Origin of the sequence: Arthrobacter sp. 754, assembly GCF_040548695.1 — a bacterium.
Lineage (GTDB): Bacteria > Actinomycetota > Actinomycetes > Actinomycetales > Micrococcaceae > Arthrobacter.
The window spans coordinates 607,299-621,241 of record NZ_JBEPSC010000001.1 but is presented as its reverse complement, the minus strand read 5'-3'; the positions used below and the strand labels follow the sequence as shown (position 1 = coordinate 621,241).

The 13,943-nt window shown below is 64.2% G+C and carries 15 protein-coding genes and 1 pseudogene; 8 read left to right on the top strand and 8 right to left on the bottom strand.

What is annotated here, in order from left to right:
- Positions 1 to 18 precede the first annotated feature (18 nt).
- Positions 19 to 1,161: a succinyl-diaminopimelate desuccinylase gene (gene dapE, locus ABIA70_RS02930; protein WP_354146093.1), complete on the top strand. Its 1,143-nt coding sequence runs from the start codon at positions 19 to 21 to the stop codon at positions 1,159 to 1,161.
- 78 nt (positions 1,162 to 1,239) lie between these two features.
- Here the strand turns inward: dapE and ABIA70_RS02925 are convergent, their stop codons facing one another.
- From ABIA70_RS02925 to ABIA70_RS02910, 4 genes are all read right to left on the bottom strand, one after another.
- Positions 1,240 to 2,088 (bottom strand): amino acid ABC transporter permease, encoded by an 849-nt coding sequence (locus ABIA70_RS02925; protein ID WP_354146092.1) that lies wholly within the window; start codon positions 2,086 to 2,088, stop codon positions 1,240 to 1,242.
- A complete protein-coding gene (locus tag ABIA70_RS02920) occupies positions 2,085 to 2,735 on the bottom strand; it encodes an amino acid ABC transporter permease (protein WP_354146091.1) in 651 nt (216 codons plus the stop codon). The genes ABIA70_RS02925 and ABIA70_RS02920 overlap by 4 nt, the downstream gene beginning before the upstream one ends.
- A 92-nt stretch (positions 2,736 to 2,827) precedes the next feature.
- Positions 2,828 to 3,715 carry a glutamate ABC transporter substrate-binding protein gene (locus tag ABIA70_RS02915; RefSeq protein WP_354146090.1) on the bottom strand — a complete coding sequence of 296 codons (888 nt, stop codon included), beginning with the start codon at positions 3,713 to 3,715 and terminating at the stop codon, positions 2,828 to 2,830.
- Positions 3,716 to 3,788: 73 nt separating this feature from the next.
- Positions 3,789 to 4,544 carry an amino acid ABC transporter ATP-binding protein gene (locus ABIA70_RS02910; protein ID WP_354146089.1) on the bottom strand — a complete coding sequence of 252 codons (756 nt, stop codon included), beginning with the start codon at positions 4,542 to 4,544 and terminating at the stop codon, positions 3,789 to 3,791.
- A gap of 116 nt (positions 4,545 to 4,660) precedes the next feature.
- Here ABIA70_RS02910 and ABIA70_RS02905 point away from each other — a divergent pair, with 116 nt between their 5' ends.
- The 4 genes and pseudogenes from ABIA70_RS02905 (at position 4,661) to ABIA70_RS02890 (ending at position 7,662) form a co-directional block, all read left to right on the top strand.
- On the top strand, positions 4,661 to 5,443 hold the full coding sequence (locus ABIA70_RS02905; RefSeq protein WP_354146088.1) for an LOG family protein: 783 nt from the start codon (positions 4,661 to 4,663) through the stop codon (positions 5,441 to 5,443).
- 321 nt (positions 5,444 to 5,764) lie between these two features.
- Positions 5,765 to 6,013 (top strand): annotated as a pseudogene (locus tag ABIA70_RS02900) (DivIVA domain-containing protein); the annotation flags it as partial.
- Positions 6,010 to 7,260 carry a putative hexosyltransferase gene (locus tag ABIA70_RS02895; RefSeq protein WP_502917152.1) on the top strand — a complete coding sequence of 417 codons (1,251 nt, stop codon included), beginning with the start codon at positions 6,010 to 6,012 and terminating at the stop codon, positions 7,258 to 7,260. The pseudogene ABIA70_RS02900 and the gene ABIA70_RS02895, both read left to right, overlap by 4 nt.
- Before the next feature lie 234 nt (positions 7,261 to 7,494).
- A complete protein-coding gene (locus tag ABIA70_RS02890; protein WP_009357720.1) occupies positions 7,495 to 7,662 on the top strand; it encodes a DUF3117 domain-containing protein in 168 nt (55 codons plus the stop codon).
- Positions 7,663 to 7,782: 120 nt separating this feature from the next.
- On the opposite strand, the gene ABIA70_RS02885 is transcribed toward ABIA70_RS02890, so the two are convergent.
- Positions 7,783 to 8,415 (bottom strand): O-methyltransferase, encoded by a 633-nt coding sequence (locus ABIA70_RS02885; protein ID WP_354146087.1) that lies wholly within the window; start codon positions 8,413 to 8,415, stop codon positions 7,783 to 7,785.
- A gap of 227 nt (positions 8,416 to 8,642) precedes the next feature.
- Here ABIA70_RS02885 and sigE point away from each other — a divergent pair, with 227 nt between their 5' ends.
- The 3 genes from sigE (at position 8,643) to ABIA70_RS02870 (ending at position 10,609) form a co-directional block, all read left to right on the top strand.
- On the top strand, positions 8,643 to 9,257 hold the full coding sequence (sigE, locus tag ABIA70_RS02880) for an RNA polymerase sigma factor SigE (RefSeq protein WP_354146086.1): 615 nt from the start codon (positions 8,643 to 8,645) through the stop codon (positions 9,255 to 9,257).
- An 8-nt stretch (positions 9,258 to 9,265) separates the two neighbouring features.
- Entirely contained in the window at positions 9,266 to 10,117 is an 852-nt protein-coding gene (locus tag ABIA70_RS02875) for an anti-sigma factor (RefSeq protein ID WP_354146085.1), read from the top strand.
- 69 nt (positions 10,118 to 10,186) lie between these two features.
- Positions 10,187 to 10,609 carry a twin-arginine translocase TatA/TatE family subunit gene (locus ABIA70_RS02870; RefSeq protein ID WP_354146084.1) on the top strand — a complete coding sequence of 141 codons (423 nt, stop codon included), beginning with the start codon at positions 10,187 to 10,189 and terminating at the stop codon, positions 10,607 to 10,609.
- Positions 10,610 to 10,659: 50 nt separating this feature from the next.
- Here the strand turns inward: ABIA70_RS02870 and ABIA70_RS02865 are convergent, their stop codons facing one another.
- Genes ABIA70_RS02865 through ABIA70_RS02855 form a run of 3 tightly spaced genes read right to left on the bottom strand, consistent with a single transcriptional unit; the run spans position 10,660 to position 13,890 of the window.
- A complete protein-coding gene (locus ABIA70_RS02865; RefSeq protein WP_354146083.1) occupies positions 10,660 to 11,787 on the bottom strand; it encodes an Mrp/NBP35 family ATP-binding protein in 1,128 nt (375 codons plus the stop codon).
- A gap of 11 nt (positions 11,788 to 11,798) precedes the next feature.
- A complete protein-coding gene (locus ABIA70_RS02860) occupies positions 11,799 to 12,626 on the bottom strand; it encodes a DUF1003 domain-containing protein (RefSeq protein ID WP_354146082.1) in 828 nt (275 codons plus the stop codon).
- Entirely contained in the window at positions 12,607 to 13,890 is a 1,284-nt protein-coding gene (locus ABIA70_RS02855) for a magnesium transporter MgtE N-terminal domain-containing protein (protein ID WP_354146081.1), read from the bottom strand. The genes ABIA70_RS02860 and ABIA70_RS02855 overlap by 20 nt, the downstream gene beginning before the upstream one ends.
- Between the last annotated feature and the right edge of the window lie 53 nt (positions 13,891 to 13,943).

Here is a 13,943-nt window from a genome sequence, read left to right as displayed (position 1 = left end):
TCGAACTAGACTGGCAACGTGACTGCCGATACCGCTGCCTCCGAGTCCTTGACCTCGCCTCTGGACCTGCGCCAGGACGTTGCCCTCCTGACTGCTGCCCTGATGGACATCAACAGTGTGTCCGGGAATGAGACGGAGCTCGCCGACGCCGTCGACGCCGCCCTGCGGACCGTACCCGGGCTCCAAATAGTCCGCGACGGCGACTCCATCATCGCCCGCACCGAACTGGGGCTGCCGGAGCGGGTCATCCTCGCCGGGCATCTGGACACGGTGCCGCTGCCGGTCACCGACGGCGCCCGCGGAACGGTGCCTTCCACCTGGGAATCCGGCATTGCAGGGGAGGGCATCCTGTACGGGCGCGGAGCGACGGATATGAAGGGCGGCGTCGCGGTCCAGCTCGCGCTGGCGGCCACAATGTTCGACGGCGGCGCGTCGCCGCAGCGGGACGTCACCTTTATCTTCTACGACCATGAGGAAGTGGAAGCGGTGAAAAGCGGCCTGGGCCGCCTGGTCCGCAACCACGGCCATCTCCTTGACGGTGACTTTGCCATCCTGCTCGAACCGACCCACGGCACAGTGGAGGGTGGCTGCAACGGCACAAGCCGCTTCGAAGCCACCACCGTGGGGGAGGCCGCACATTCGGCACGGGCGTGGATGGGCAGCAACGCCATTCACGCTGCGGCGCCCATCCTTGCCCGCCTGGCAGCCTACGAACCACGGACCATCAACGTTGACGGCCTGGACTACCGGGAAAGCCTCAACGCCGTGAAGATCAACGGCGGCACAGCGGGCAACGTCATTCCGGACCGCTGCGTGGTGGAAATCAACTACCGCTTCGCGCCGGACAAGTCCCCGGACCAGGCGGAGGCGCACGTCCGGGAACTGCTGGAAGGCTTCGAGGTTGTCCGCACTGACGCGGCGGCCGGCGCCCGGCCGGGACTCAATCACCCTGCTGCCGCGTCCTTTGTGGCCGCGGTCGGTGCCGAGCCCAAACCGAAATACGGCTGGACCGACGTCGCACGCTTCAGCGAACTGGGCATCCCGGCGGTGAACTTCGGCCCCGGCGATCCGCTGCTGGCCCACAAGGACGACGAGCACGTGGATGCTGACGCCATCCGGGAATGCCTCCGGGCGCTGCGAAGCTGGCTGTCTGCTGAATAACAGCAGAAGAGTCGCTTAACAGCAGGAGGGTCCGCAGCCGACAGGCTGCGGACCCTCCTGCATGAATGGCCGGTGCTGCTACTTCGCGTCCGGAAGTTCCGGAGCCACGACGGCGGTCGGCGCCTTCGCGACACCGCCCGCGGCCTTATTGGATCCACGGCGTTCGATCCAGACAGCGATCCGGGACACGATGATGTTGATCGTGATGTAGATGGCCGCGGCGACGAAGAAGATGGGGAACAGGAAGGCGTTCCCCAGGAAGTCGGCCATCACCTGGACTGCCCGGAGGAGCTCGCCGTAGGCCACGATGTAGCCAAGCGAGGTGTCCTTCAGGAGCACCACGAGCTGGGCAACCAGCGATGGCATCATCCGCCGGACAGCCTGCGGCAGCTCGATCAGCATCCGTGACTGGAAGCTGGTCAGCCCGATGGTCAGGCCTGCTTCCCGCTGACCTTTGGGCAGGGACTGGATGCCGGCCCGGATGATCTCCGCGAAAATGGCCGAGTTGTAGAGGACAAGCCCGGCAATCACCGCGACGAAGGAGCTGGTGCCGAACACCAGCAGCACAAACAGCATCATCAGGACCACCGGCATGCCACGCAGGAACTCGAGGACCACACGGGTGGGGATCCGGATCCAGGCGACCAGGGAGATCCGCAGCAGGCAGAGCATCAGACCCAGGGGGAATGCGATGACTGCGGCGATGGCGGCGGCACTGAGCGTGGCGCCGATGCCGTTGCCCAGGAGCCTCCAAACATCGGCGCGGGTGAAGATGGCCCAGCGGCGGCCTTCAAAAATGCCCTGCTGGGCCAACGTCATGACGATGAAGGCGAGCAGGCCGAGAATCAGGATGGAGCCGATCACCGAACCGATCAGTGATACCCGGCGTGCTTTCGGACCGGGGACGTCGTAAAGGACTGAAGTCATCGGGCAATCGCCACCTTTCGCTCCACCGTGCTCGCCAGAATGCCCAGCGGGATGGTGAGGAGCAGATAGAAGAATGCCACGCCGAGCAGCACGGCCATGACCTGGTCGCCGTTGGCGTTGGCCATCTGGCGGCCGTAGCCGAACAGTTCAAGCACGAAGAAAGCGCCTGCCACTGAAGAGTTTTTGACGAGGGCGATGATGATGTTGATCAACGGCGGGATCACCGTCCGCAGGGCCTGGGGCAGGATGATCAGGGAAAGCACCTGGCCGAACTTCATGCCGATGCTGCGTGCGGCTTCGGCCTGGCCGATCGGAACGCTGTTGACGCCGGAGCGGACAGCTTCGGCGATGAAAGCGGCGGTATATGCACTGAGGGCAATGATGGCAGCGACCTCGAACTGCTCGAATGTCACGCCGAGGCGTGGCAGGACGATCGCTGCAAAAAAGAACGCAATGGTCAGCGGGGTGTTCCGCAGTACTTCCACATATACGGTGCTGAACCCGCGGAGGGCCGCAACGGGGGAGACACGGGCTGCTGCCAAAAGTGTTCCCACGATCAGTGCGATGATCCCCGAGACGACAGAAAGGAAGAGAGTGCGGAGAAGGCCTTCCCAGTACAGGGGGAGGTTTTCAATGATGACGTCCATAGGATCCTTCGGCTCTGGGCGTTGGGGGTGAAGACAGGAAACGGTTGCCGGGACGAAGCTGGTGGCCTCGTCCCGGCAACCTCAGGCGCTGCTTAGTAGCGGTTGATCTTGGGCAGAGCCGGGGCCGTCTTGATGACGGTGCCCGCGGTGGCTTCCCAGGCCTTCTTGTAGGACCCGTCCTTGTCGAATGCCTCAAGCTGGTCGTTGATCCAGTTGCGGAACTCGGTGTCACCCTTCTTCAGGCCGATGCCGTAAGGCTCCTTGGTGAAGGTTTCATCCGAAGCAAGCTTGAAGGCCTCAGGCTCCTTGTCCACAAAGCCGGCGAGGATCACGTTGTCCGTGGTGATGGCTTCAACCTGCTTGTTGCGCAGCGGCTCGAGGCAAGCGGAGTATGTGGCTGCAGGAACCAGCTCGGCCTTGTACTTGTCCACAATGGTGGCAGCAGGGGTTGAACCGGTAACCGAGCAAACCTTCTTGCCGGCGACGTCTTCAGGCTTCTTGATGGTGTCGTTGTCCTTGTTCACCATCAGTGCCTGGCCGGCCTCGTAGTACGGACCGGCAAAGTCAACAACCGTTTTGCGCTTGTCGTTGATGGTGTAGGTCGCGATGACCAGGTCCACCTTGCCCTGCTCGATGAACGGTTCGCGGTTGGCAGAGACAGTCTCAGACCATTCGATCTTGTCAGCCGCGATACCCAGCTTGGCGGCGATCAACTTGCCCATCTCGACGTCAAAGCCGACCGGCTTGCCGTCAAGGCCAACCTGGCCGAAGAGCGGCTGGTCGTACTTGGTGCCGATCTTGATGGTGCCTGCACTCGAAAGTTTCGCCATGGTGGTGCCGGCGGCAAAGGTGGGCTTCTCGGCAACCTTCGGATCGCTGGTGGTGCCGGGCGTGCTTCCGCCACATGCGCTCAGGGACAGGGCCAGGGCAGCGGTAGCCGCCACGAAGAACGACTTCCGCCGGGTCATAAATGCCTTCATGACATTCCTTTCATTGATCGGCCGTGGGTCACGGCCTGGGTGCGAACTGGAGTGTTTGTTCGTTTTTGGGTTACTAGTGGGTAAGCAGCTTGGACAGGAAGTCCTTTGCGCGGTCGCTCTTGGGTTTGGTGAAGAATTCCTCCGGCGTGGCGTCTTCAACGATCTGGCCGTCAGCCATAAAGACCACGCGGTCCGCGGCCTTCCGGGCGAAGCCCATCTCGTGGGTGACCACCACCATGGTCATTCCCTCCTTGGCCAGCTGGATCATGACGTCGAGGACTTCATTGATCATTTCGGGGTCCAGGGCCGAGGTTGGCTCATCAAAGAGCATGACCTTCGGTTTCATCGCCAGGGCACGGGCAATGGCCACGCGCTGTTGCTGACCGCCGGAGAGCTGCGCCGGGAGCTTGGGCGCCTGGTGTCCCACACCCACACGCTCGAGCAACGCCATGGCTTCCTTGTCCGCCTGCTGCTTGGGCACACCTTTGACTTTGATGGGCCCCAGGGTCACGTTTTCCAGGATGGTCTTGTGCGCGAACAGGTTGAAGGACTGGAAGACCATGCCGACGTCGGCCCGAAGCTGCGCCAGTTCCTTCCCCTCCTCCGGCAGCACCTTGCCGTCGATGCTGATGCTGCCGCCCTCGATGGTTTCCAGGCGGTTGATGGCACGGCACAGCGTGGACTTGCCGGAACCTGATGGCCCGATAACCACAACAACTTCGCCCTTGCGGACGTGCAGGTTGATGTCTTTCAGAACGTGCAGCTGTCCGTAATGCTTATTCACACCATTCAGGGAGACGAGCGCGTCGCCGGGCACAGGAGTAGTCATAAGAAGAATCTAGCGAACAATGGCTGGTTATGAACTGAATCACCCCAAGTTCGCGCGGATCGTGATTCAAGAGATACCTGCCGCCATGGGCGCGGCCGTGGGGCTAGCCTTGGGAGATGAGCATCAACGCAGATCCGGCTAAAACTTCCCAGCCGCGCCGCAAGGGTCCCCTGGAACTCCGCCGCAAGCAGGCTGCGGTGGAAATGTCTGACCAGCATCTGCTTGATACCAAAGGGCCTGGCCAGTTTGTCCACACTGATCCTTGGCGCGTCATGCGGATCCAGAGCGAGTTTGTTGAGGGCTTCGGGGCCCTGGCGGACCTCGGCCCTGCTGTCAGCGTCTTCGGTTCGGCCAGGACCAAGCCAGGCAGCCAGTACTACGACATGGGTGTCGAAGTTGGCCGGCACCTCGCAGCCGCCGGCGTGGCGGTCATCACCGGGGGAGGGCCCGGCTCCATGGAAGCGGCCAACCGCGGCACCGTCGAAGCCAACGGCGTCTCCGTTGGCCTGGGTATTGAACTGCCCTTTGAGCAGGGCCTGAACCAGTGGGTGGACCTCGGCATCAACTTCCGCTACTTCTTTGCACGGAAGACGATGTTCGTGAAATACGCCCAGGGATTCATCGTCCTGCCGGGCGGACTGGGCACTTTGGACGAACTTTTCGAGGCCATGGTCCTGGTCCAGACCCGCAAGGTGACGTCGTTTCCCATCGTCCTGCTCGGCGTCGCCTTCTGGGGTCCCATGATCGAATGGATCCGGGGAACCCTAGTGGCAGAAGGAATGGTCTCGGAAAAGGACCTGGACCTGATCCAGCTTGTTGACGACCCTGCCGAGGCGGTGGACCGGGTGCTGCATGAAGGCATCACGCCCTCGCTGAATGGAGAGCAGCGGCCTGAATAGCCAGCCCGCGCAGCCCGGCTGTCCGGATCTGGCACGATGGGTGCTGTGAGTTTTTTCCTGGTCTTCCTCGCCATCGTGCTGATCGGCGCCACACTGTGGGCTGGCACCGGTGGCCCCCGCGGGATCCTGCGCAGGTTCCGCCGGAACGGAGCACCGGATGACGGCGCACCAGCAGCCGAAACCGACCCCGCCACAACGGATCCAGCCGGACCGGACCCAACCACAACTAACCCGGCCGGACCGGACCCAACCACAACGAACCCGGCCGGACCGGACCCCGCCACAACCGTCTCAGCCGGAACGGACCTGGCCGAACGTGGTCTTCTGACCGGCGGGTTCGAACAGCCGCCCGCAAATCTTCCGCCGGTGCTGCTGCCTGCGGAAGCGTCACCGGCCGACATCGACCGGATTCGTTTCTCCCTTGGACTCCGCGGTTACCGGATGGACCAGGTGGACCAGGTCCTTGACGAACTGCGGGACCAGTTGGCCGCCAAGGATGAGGAAGTGGCCAGGCTCCGGGCACGCCTGCTTGACGCCGAACGGGTAGCCCGGCCGGAGCCAGGCGCTTGAGCACCAATACAGGCGACCGGACCGGCACTGCGGCCTCGGTCAGCGCCTTTGCCGCCCGCGCCCAGGATGCGCTCCGGCGTTGGCCGTGGTGGCTGCAGGTGGGTGTCCTTTACGTCGTGGCGAGGCTGGTCAGCGCCTGTGTTTTCATGGCTGCAGCGCTTCACCAGGGGCCGAATCCCTGGTTTCCTCCAACGCCTGACTACTGGAACTTCATCAACATCTGGGACGCGCGCTGGTATGGGCGGATCGTTACCGACGGTTACCCGTCCGTCCTCCCGAAGGACGAGGCGGGCAACGTCCAGGAAAATGCATGGGCGTTCTATCCTCTCTTTCCGGCTCTGGGACGGGCCCTCTCGGGACTGACAGGGTGGAGCGCGGCCGCGTCGCTGACGGTCATCGCAGTGCTTTCAGGCCTGGCGGCGGCACTCGCTGTCTACAGCCTGTTCAGGCATAAGGCTCCGCACGGTACAGCCCTTTGGGGGGTCGCATTCTTCGCGACTTCTCCAGTGTCCGCCATTCTCCAGGTTCCCTACGCGGAGCCCTTGACCCTCTTCCTGCTTGCCACGGCGCTGCTGCTGGTCATCAGGCATCGCTACCTCTGGGCCATGCCGGTGGTTCTCGTGTTGTGCCTGTCCCGCCCCGTGGGGGTCCCTTTCGCAGCAATGCTGGGACTCCTGTTCATCTTCGGGCTGGCGGCACGCGTCCGCGGCGATCAGCAGGTCTCCACCCCAAGCCTGCGTGAACTGGCTTCGCTGGCCGGCCTCACCGCTTTGTGCGGCCTCGCGGCGTTGCTCTGGCCCGCTGCGGCGTGGGCGGCCACCGGCGATATTGAGGCCTATACCAAGACCGAAACAGTGTGGCGCGGCCACGACCTTGTGCTTTTCAAACCGTGGTTCGACACCGGCGTCGACCTCTTTGGGCCCGTCCTGGGTGTGCTGGCGCCATTTGTCTTTGCGGCCCTGTTCGGGCTCATGCTGTTCACTCCGCCGGTGGTGCGGCTCGGCGTCGAGCTCCGCCTGTGGTGTGCCTGCTACATGGGCTATCTGCTGCTTTTCCTGCACCCGCAGACCAGCACTTTCCGAATGCTGCTTCCGCTTTTCCCGCTCGCCCTGGCCGCCGCGCTGCTGTCCCGGTCCCGTGCCTACCGCGGCACGGTGGTGACAATGTTTGTGCTGCTCCAGATCGTCTGGGTCGTCTGGCTATGGGCGTGGGCCCAACTCCCCGGCGGCGGCGATTATCCGCCGTGACAGCGTGCGCCGCCGGGCCGGTCATTCGGCCGATGCGACGCGGCCGGAAATGTCCATCGATTAGCTACGTGCGGGTAATTACAGGATAATAGTTAGTAAGCAAGGACAAAATCATTCAGAAATGTTCAGCCATGGCGGCATCAGTACGGGCCGCCATAGCGGCTTGATATGACCATGCGGACACAGCCCGCCCGGGCTGCTATGTCCTGGGACTAAATGGAGGGGAAATTCCTCATGGCGGCTATGAAACCACGCACCGGCGACGGCCCTATGGAAGTCACCAAAGAGGGCCGCAGCCTGATCATGCGCGTTCCGCTCGAAGGCGGCGGACGGCTTGTGGTCGAACTGAACGCGGCGGAGGCGGCCAATCTTAAGGAATGCCTCGTAGGCGTTACCGAATAATCCCGCCTTGCCAGGGTCCGCAGCTTGATGCTGCGGGCCCTGTTCTGTTTTGGCCCCGTTTATTGGGGCCCGTTTTATTGGGGCCCTGTCAATATCGGGTCCTCTTAATTGGGCCCGGTCTTATTTCTTGACTGCCACCAGCAGGCCGTCGCCGGTGGGGAGCATTGCAGCTGCCAGGCGGTCGTCGTCGCGGATGGCCTTGCCCACTTGGCGGAGAACCACGGTATTGGCGTCCCGGGCTGCGGGGTTGGCCACGCGGTCCTTGTCCAGAGCGTCATTGATGATCAGGAGGCCGCCGGCCTTCAGAAGCCGGATGGCCTGCTCAACATAGCCCGGCAGCCCGGGCTTGTCAGCATCGATAAAGACCAGGTCATAAGCGGCGTCGGTCAGGCGCGGCAGCACATCGCCTGCACGGCCGGAGATGGTGCGGGTACGGTTGGCCGGGCTGCCGGCTTCCGAGAACGCCTCGCGGGCGGCCTTCAAATGCTCGACGTCAACGTCGATGGTGGTGAGAACGGCCTGCGGGCCGAGGCCCCGAAGGATGCAGACTCCCGAGACGCCTGCCCCTGTCCCGATTTCGACGGCGGTCTGGGCCTTGGATCCGGCAGCAAGCACCGTGAGGACCGCTCCAACACCCCGGCTGATGGGCGTCACCCCCAGCTCGAAGGAGCGCTCCCTCGCCCGAAGCATGACCTCGTCCTCTACGGGCAGATCTTCTGCATAGGACCAGCTCGTGGACTTGTCGGCGCTCATGGGTATTCGCTTTCTGGGCGGCAGGGGAGTGTTTAGTACAGCCTACTGTGTCTGCGGGTACCATCCCGGGAGGGTAACCAGTTGCGCCTTTGGCTGAAAACAACTCCGGCCAGGTAATTCCCAGCCAATTTTGAAATGATTAGTATCCGGTCATCCGCAAGGCGGCCGGCGCCGAACCAGAGATGTCAAATTATCCGGGCGCAAGCAATGCACGAGGGGAGTGGACGATGTCAGCATCAGGCGTGGCACCTGTCCCTGCAACACAGGATTCCGCCGATTGGGTCAGGCCCACCTGGGAAGAAGTTGTGGCCAACCACTCCGCCAAGGTCTACCGGCTGGCCTACCGCCTGACCGGCAACAAGTTCGACGCCGAGGACCTCACCCAGGAGGTGTTCGTGCGCGTCTTCCGCTCGCTGGAGAACTTCAAGCCAGGGACGCTCGACGGCTGGCTCCACCGGATCACCACCAACCTGTTCCTCGACCAGGCCCGCCGCAAGAGCCGCATCCGGTTCGACGCGCTGGCGGAGGATGCAGAGTCCCGGATTCCGGGCCGGGAGCCCGGGCCGGAGCAGAGCTTCGAGCTGAACAACCTTGACCTCGACGTCCAGGCCGCCCTTGAAGAGTTGCCGCCGGACTTCCGCGCCGCCGTCGTCCTGTGCGATCTGGAAGGGCTGTCCTACGACGAGGTGTCCGCCGCGCTCGGCGTCAAGCTGGGTACGGTCCGTTCACGCATCCACCGGGGCCGCACCATGCTGCGCGAAAAGCTGGCGCACCGGGATCCCCGCCCCCTGCAGGGCCGGAAGCCAAAGCTGTCGCTGCCGCGCATCGCCGGCATCCTCTGATCGGCACCATGACGCCCCAAAACCCCTTCGGACGCCGGCATCACCGCGGCGCCGATCACGTACGGACCTGCACTGAATGTGCCGCGGCGGTGAACCGCGAACGCCAGTACATTGAGCGGCTCCGCGAAGCGGCAGTTCCACCGGCAAGCGAGGACCTGGCCGCACGGCTGCTGGCCAGGACCGAGTTGCTCGCGGCCACTCCGGACCCTGCCCCGGTCCGGCATCCTGCTGCCAGGGTCCTGGCGTTGACCGCCGGCGGAACCGCGGCCGCTGCCGGAATCCTGGCCATCAGTGCGTTCACGCTGGCCGGGGACAACCTCCCCCTGGCCGGCACCGGGACCGTCATGAACGGCAACCTGGTCCAGCAAGCATCCCAGCTGCCCGCTGACGGCAGGGAGCTCAGTGAGCCCCAGCTGTCCGCCCTCCGGTCCGAGGGCTGGGTCTGTCCGGAACTGGAATCACTCGGCTTCCATCTCCAGGCTGCCAAAGCCGTCACCCTCAACGGCCGGCCGGCCGTTGAGGTGCACCTGTGGGATGGCCAGCATTACGCCACGGTGGTGGAGCAGCGCTCCGCGGATCCCGGGCTGAAGGCCGGTGAGCTCCTGGTCAGCGGTGAGGCTCCCTGGACGGCCAGCTATAGGACCGCGGCCGGCACGTTCCTGGTGACGTCCGACCTCCCGGCTGAGCAGGCCGACGACGCCGTTCCCCTGCTGCAGAGGCTCAGTGAGCTTGCTGTCGAGGGCATCAACGCCGGTGTCGGCACGGTGGCTTCGGCAACGCAGGCCGCGGCCCCTGACGAATCCCCGGCTGACCGGATGGAGCGGGGAATCCGCAAAATCACAGAAATGCTGGGCCCGTGATCGGGACAGGTTCAGCAGCCCTGGTGCAGGAATCGTCAGCCGGGCTCCGGAGAGGGTAATCTTCCTAAAGTGTTTGGAATCAACGGCCCGGAGTTCTTCCTTCTGCTGATCATCGGCATCCTCGTGATCGGTCCCCAAAGGCTGCCCGAATACACCCAGAAGCTTGCGAACCTGGTGAAGGAAGTCCGCCGCATGGCTTCCGGTGCGCGGGAGCAGATCAAGGAAGAAGTGGGGATCGACATTGACGATGTCGACTGGAAGAAATACGATCCCCGCCAGTACGACCCCCGGCGCATCATCAAGGAGGCCCTCCTGGACGATGACACCAAACCTGTCAGTTCGGGTGCACCCGCAGCTGTTGCGGCTGTCGCAGGCGCCGCCGCTGTCGGTGCAGGCGCCGGCACGGCAACCGGACCCGCCAACCGACCTGAACGGGTTGTCCAGGTGCTGCCGCCGGGAGAAGCGGCCCCCTTCGATACCGAAGCCACTTAGTCTTCCGATTGCCCGCTGCCGATTGCGCGCTGCGGACTTCGGGCTGGCGATTACCGCGGCTGCAAGCCGAGCTTCATCCCCGTCAGGCCGCGCGGCCTGGCCGCCAGTTTGCCCGCAATCCCCGTAAGCGCGATGGCTGCCGGAGTCTCCGGCCTGCCAAGCACAATAGGGTTACCGGCGTCGCCGCCCTCGCGCAGCAGTATGTCCAGCGGGATCTCGCCCAGGAGCGGCACCTCGGCTCCCACTGTGGCGGTGAGCCTCTGGGCAAGGACTGCTCCGCCACCGCTTCCGAACAGCGCCATTTTCCCGCCGTCGGGCATCTCCAGGTAAGACATGTTCTCGATGATGCCGGCCACCGACTGTCCGGTTTGGGTCGCTATCGCACCGGCGCGCTCGGCGACGTCGGCGGCGGCTGCCTGCGGCGTGGTGACCACCAGGATCTCCGCCTTGGGGAGCAGTTGCGCGACGGAAATCGCGATGTCTCCGGTGCCCGGCGGCAGGTCCAGGAAGAGGACGTCGAGGTCGCCGAAGTAAACGTCAGTCAGGAACTGCTCCAGGGCGCGGTGAAGCATGGGCCCGCGCCACGCCACTGGCTGGTTGCCTGACACGAACATGCCGATGGAGATGACTTTTACCCCGTACGCCACCGGGGGCAGGATCATGTCATCCACGCGCGTGGGTGCCTGCGTGATGCCCATCAGGGCAGGGACGGAGAAGCCGTAGACGTCGGCGTCCACGATGCCCACCCGCAGCCCCTGGGAGGCCAGTGCGCACGCCAGGTTTACAGTAACGGAGGACTTGCCGACGCCGCCTTTTCCGCTGGCCACAGCGAAGACCTTGGTGAGGGAGCCCGGCTGGTTGAACGGAATGCCGCGCTGGCCGCCGGCACCCCGGAGCTGTTCCTTCAGGGCGTCCCGCTGTCCCTGGTTCATCACCTTCAGTTCGACCTCGACGGCGGTTACACCGGGAACTGCGGACAGCGCCTTCTCGGAGTCGGCCGTAATGGTGTCTCTGAGGGGGCAGCCGGCGATAGTGAGCAGTACGGCCAACCTGACGCGGCCGTCGTCGGAGATCTCAACCGAGTCCACCATGCCAAGCTCGGTAATGGGGCGGCGGAGCTCGGGATCGATCACGGTGGCCAGGGCAGCATGCACTGACTGCTCCAAGGTGGGACTCATTCGGGCAGTACTCAGCTTTCGGGGTTGGGGGGCTGCGGTGGGGCAGCAGGATCCTTGAAGACCGGGTTCCCGAAGGCCGTGTCTGCAGGGGTCGTGTCTGTAAGGGCCGCATCCTTCATGGCCGCGTCCCTCGGATTCTCGTCCTTGTAGGCGGCGTGGCTCGGCTTAACCTTGGGAATCTGCTGCGTGCGGGGGTTCCGCTGTTTGTCGCGCTTTTCCTTCAGTTTGTCCTTGACCTTCTCACGCGGGGACTCGTGGCTGCTGGCACCGGCAGGATCGTGGGTCCGCAGTTCTTCCTGCGCTTCCAGCAGGTCCTCAAGGAGTGAGCGCAGTTCCGCCCGGACGTAGTCACGGGTGGCCACTTCGCGCAGGGCGATCCTCAGTGAGGCCAGTTCCCGGGTGAGGTACTCGGTGTCGGAGAGGTTCCGTTCGGCGCGTTGCCGGTCCTGCTGGAGCGAGACGCGGTCGCGGTCGTCCTGCCGGTTCTGGGCCAGGAGCAGGAGGGGCGCCGCGTAGGAGGCCTGCAGCGAGAGCATAAGGGTCAGAAGGGTGTAACCGAGGAGGCGGGAGTCGAACTGCCACTCAGTCGGCGCCCAGGTGTTCCAGACCAGCCAGACGACAACGAACACCGTCATGTAGACCAGGAACTGCGGTGTACCCATGAACCGGGCGAAACCTTCGGTTGCGTGGCCGAAGGCGTCCGGATCGGGTGAGAACTTGGGCAGGATGCGTTGGCGGCCGCTCAGCGGGGTGTCAAGGCCGCCCTTGTCCGCATTCTTGGCGGCGCCCCGCCGGCTGGGGTTCTTAGGGTCGCTGGTCTCAGCCAATGCGGCCTCCAAGCTTTCTTATCGGGGCTTCGCCATCATAGGCCCGCCAGTCATCGGGCAACAGATGATCCAGAACGTCATCAACAGTCACCGCCCCCACAAGCCGGCCGGCATCGTTGACCACCGGTAGGGAGTTCAGGTTGTAGGTTGCCAGGGTGCGTGCGACTTCACTGATGTGGGCCTGGTCCGACAACGGTTCGAGGTTCTTGTCCAGGAGGTTTCCCAGCGGCTCGAACGGCGGGAACCGCAGCAGCTGCTGGATGTGGACCACGCCCAGGAACCGCCCTGTGGGGGTTTCCAGCGGCGGCCTGGCGATGAAGATCGAAGACGCCAGGGCAGGGGACAGTTCTTCGCGTCGGACGTGCGCCAGTGCTTCGGCGACTGTTGCTTCCGGGGGCAGGATGACCGGAACAGGGGTCATCAGACCGCCGGCGGTGTCCTCGTCATACTCGAGCAACCGCCGGACGTCTTCGGCGCCTTCGGGTTCCATCAGCTGCAGCAGCTGCTCTGCCTGGGCGGACGGCAGCTCGCCGAGGAGGTCGGCGGCGTCGTCAGGGTCCATCTCCTCCAGGACGTCGGCTGCACGCTGGACGTCAAGGGCTGAGAGGATTTCCACCTGGTCGTCTTCCGGGAGCTCCTGAAGGACGTCGGCCAGCCTTTCGTCCTGGAGTTCGCTGGCAACCTCGAAGCGGCGTTTGTCGCTCATTTCCTGCAGCGCCTCGGCGAAGTCGGCAGGTTTGAGGTCTTCGTGGGTGGCCACGAACTGGGTAGCGGCCTGCGGTTCGGTCCGCGCACCCTGCAGGGCGTCGGCCCAGTCGATGATCAGCGTTTCGTTGCGGCGCAGCCGGCTCAGCGGCGACAGCGAATGGCCGCGCCGGACGAAGAGCTTGCTGACGAACCAGTCGCGGGACCGGTGCTGGTCCATGGCGATGTCCTCGATGGTGGCGTCGCCGCTGCCGTCCCTGAGGGTGACCCGGCGGTCGAACATTTCCGCCACGACCAGTGTTTCGGCGCCGCGCTGCTCAAAGCGGCGGAGGTTGACCAGGCCTGTACAGATGATTTGTGTCTGGTCAATGGACGTAATGCGGGTCATGGGCACAAAGACGCGCTTCTTGCCCGGGACCTCGACGACGATGCCCACCACGTGGGGGGCGCCACGGCTTCCGCGCGAGAGCACAACGACATCACGCAGCCGGCCCAGCCGGTCACCCAGCGGGTCGAAGACGTCGAGGCCCAGAAGGCGCGCCACGAAGACGCGTGTAGGAGTTGTACTCACCTCTACAGGCTACCGAGTCTGCTCACTTTTAGCTGAATTACAGGCGGCACACA